Consider the following 1,514-nt stretch of genomic DNA (forward strand, 5'->3'; position numbering starts at 1 on the left):
TGCATATTTCAGTGATGGTGAGCAGCGATTTCGCGCGATCATGAGCGGCGAATTCAGACGATCGTGAGCAGCCCGCTCCGGCCGAGGCGGTGATAGAGTCAGCGTTCTGGCTGCTCGTCAAGGGTGATGGTTCTGGCGTTGCGTTTTCGCATGCTTTCGCCGGCAAGCTGGAGGCGGTGAGCGTTATGGACGAGGCGATCGAGGACAGCGTCGGCGTAGGTTGGGTCTCCGATAACTTCGTGCCATGTGTCCACAGGGAGTTGGCTGGTTACGATGGTGGAGGCGCGGCCATGGCGGTCCTCAAGGACTTCCAGTAGATCGCGCCGTTCGGCAGCGGTGAGCACTGACAATCCCCAATCGTCCAAAATCAGAAGCTGGGCGCGGCCAAGGGTTTTGAGCAAGCGGGCATAACGTCCATCCCCCCGCGCGAGTGCCAACGCTTCGAACAATCTTGGGACGCGATGATAGAGAACCGAGCGATTGTCGCGGCAGGCCTTGTGGCCGAGGGCACAGGCTAACCAACTTTTGCCCAATCCGGTCGCTCCGGTTATGAGCAAATTCTCGTGGCGATCGATCCAGTCGCCGCTGACCAGCTTGGCGAAGACGGCCCGGTCGATACCCCGCGGCGTGCGCAAATCGACGTCCTCCAAGCAAGCATTCTGGCGGAGCGCGGCCAGCTTGAGGCGCGTAGTGAGCCGCCTGGTGTCGCGTTCCGCGGCTTCCCGGTCGACCAGCAGGCCGATGCGATCTTCGAACGGCAAGGCTTCGAGATCAGGTGATCGTCGCTGCTCCTCGAAGGCCTTGGCCATGCCGCTCAAGCCGAGCTCGATCAGGCGTTCGTGGGTGGGATGGGTGAGCATACAGGTCTCCTTGGCTTCAGTGGAAATAATCCCGGCCGCGGATGTTGCCGTGGCGCAGGGGTTGGGGTTCGGAGGGCTCGTCGAGAAAGGTGCGATCCAGGCCGTTCTGGAGGATGGAGCGGATCGAGGCGACGGATCGCGCCTTGATCAGAATGCCGCGCCGGCAGGCCGCGTCGACGCGCTCGGCGCTGTAGCTTTTGGCCAGCGACAGAATGCCGAGGCAGGTGCGAAAGCCTTGCTCGGGATGCGGCCGGGCCGCGATCACGGCCTGGAAGAAGGCGGCGGTCGACGGACCGATCCGCTCGCCGGCGGCGATCACTCCGGCGGGCGTCCATTGGCCGTAGCGCCGATGGGCGCTGGGCATGTGGTCGGCGGTGGTGGTGTGGCCCCGCCGGTTGGGCGCGCGGGCGTGGCTGGCGATCCTGCGGCCGTTGTGGAAGATCTCGACCGTCCTGTCGTCGATGCGGGCATCGACAAGCTCACGGATGAGCCGATATGGCGTGGAATACCAGTGTCCATCGATCTCGATATGATAGTCGGGGCCGACCCGGCATCGCTTCCAGCGCGCGAAAGCGTAAGCCTGATCCGGCAGCTTTGTGAGCTTGGGCTTGTCGAGTTCGGAGAACAGTTCGGCGCGGCTGGCGCCAAAGTCGC

1 protein-coding gene and 1 pseudogene are annotated in these 1,514 nt (G+C 63.7%); both read right to left on the reverse strand.

Annotated features, from left to right (window positions below):
- Positions 1 to 98 precede the first annotated feature (98 nt).
- Positions 99 to 860 (reverse strand): IS21-like element helper ATPase IstB, encoded by a 762-nt coding sequence (istB, locus tag K359_RS0148055; protein WP_029085260.1) that lies wholly within the window; start codon positions 858 to 860, stop codon positions 99 to 101.
- Positions 861 to 876: 16 nt separating this feature from the next.
- Positions 877 to 1,514 (reverse strand): annotated as a pseudogene (locus K359_RS0148060) (IS21 family transposase); the annotation flags it as partial.

This window comes from Bradyrhizobium sp. th-b2, from assembly GCF_000426785.1.
Classification (GTDB): Bacteria; Pseudomonadota; Alphaproteobacteria; order Rhizobiales; family Xanthobacteraceae; genus Bradyrhizobium; species Bradyrhizobium septentrionale.

Excerpts from the sequence above, each read along its gene's own strand:
- istB (WP_029085260.1), bottom strand. The coding sequence starts at position 860 with ATGCTCACCCATCCCACCCACGAACGCCTGATCGAGCTCGGCTTGAGC.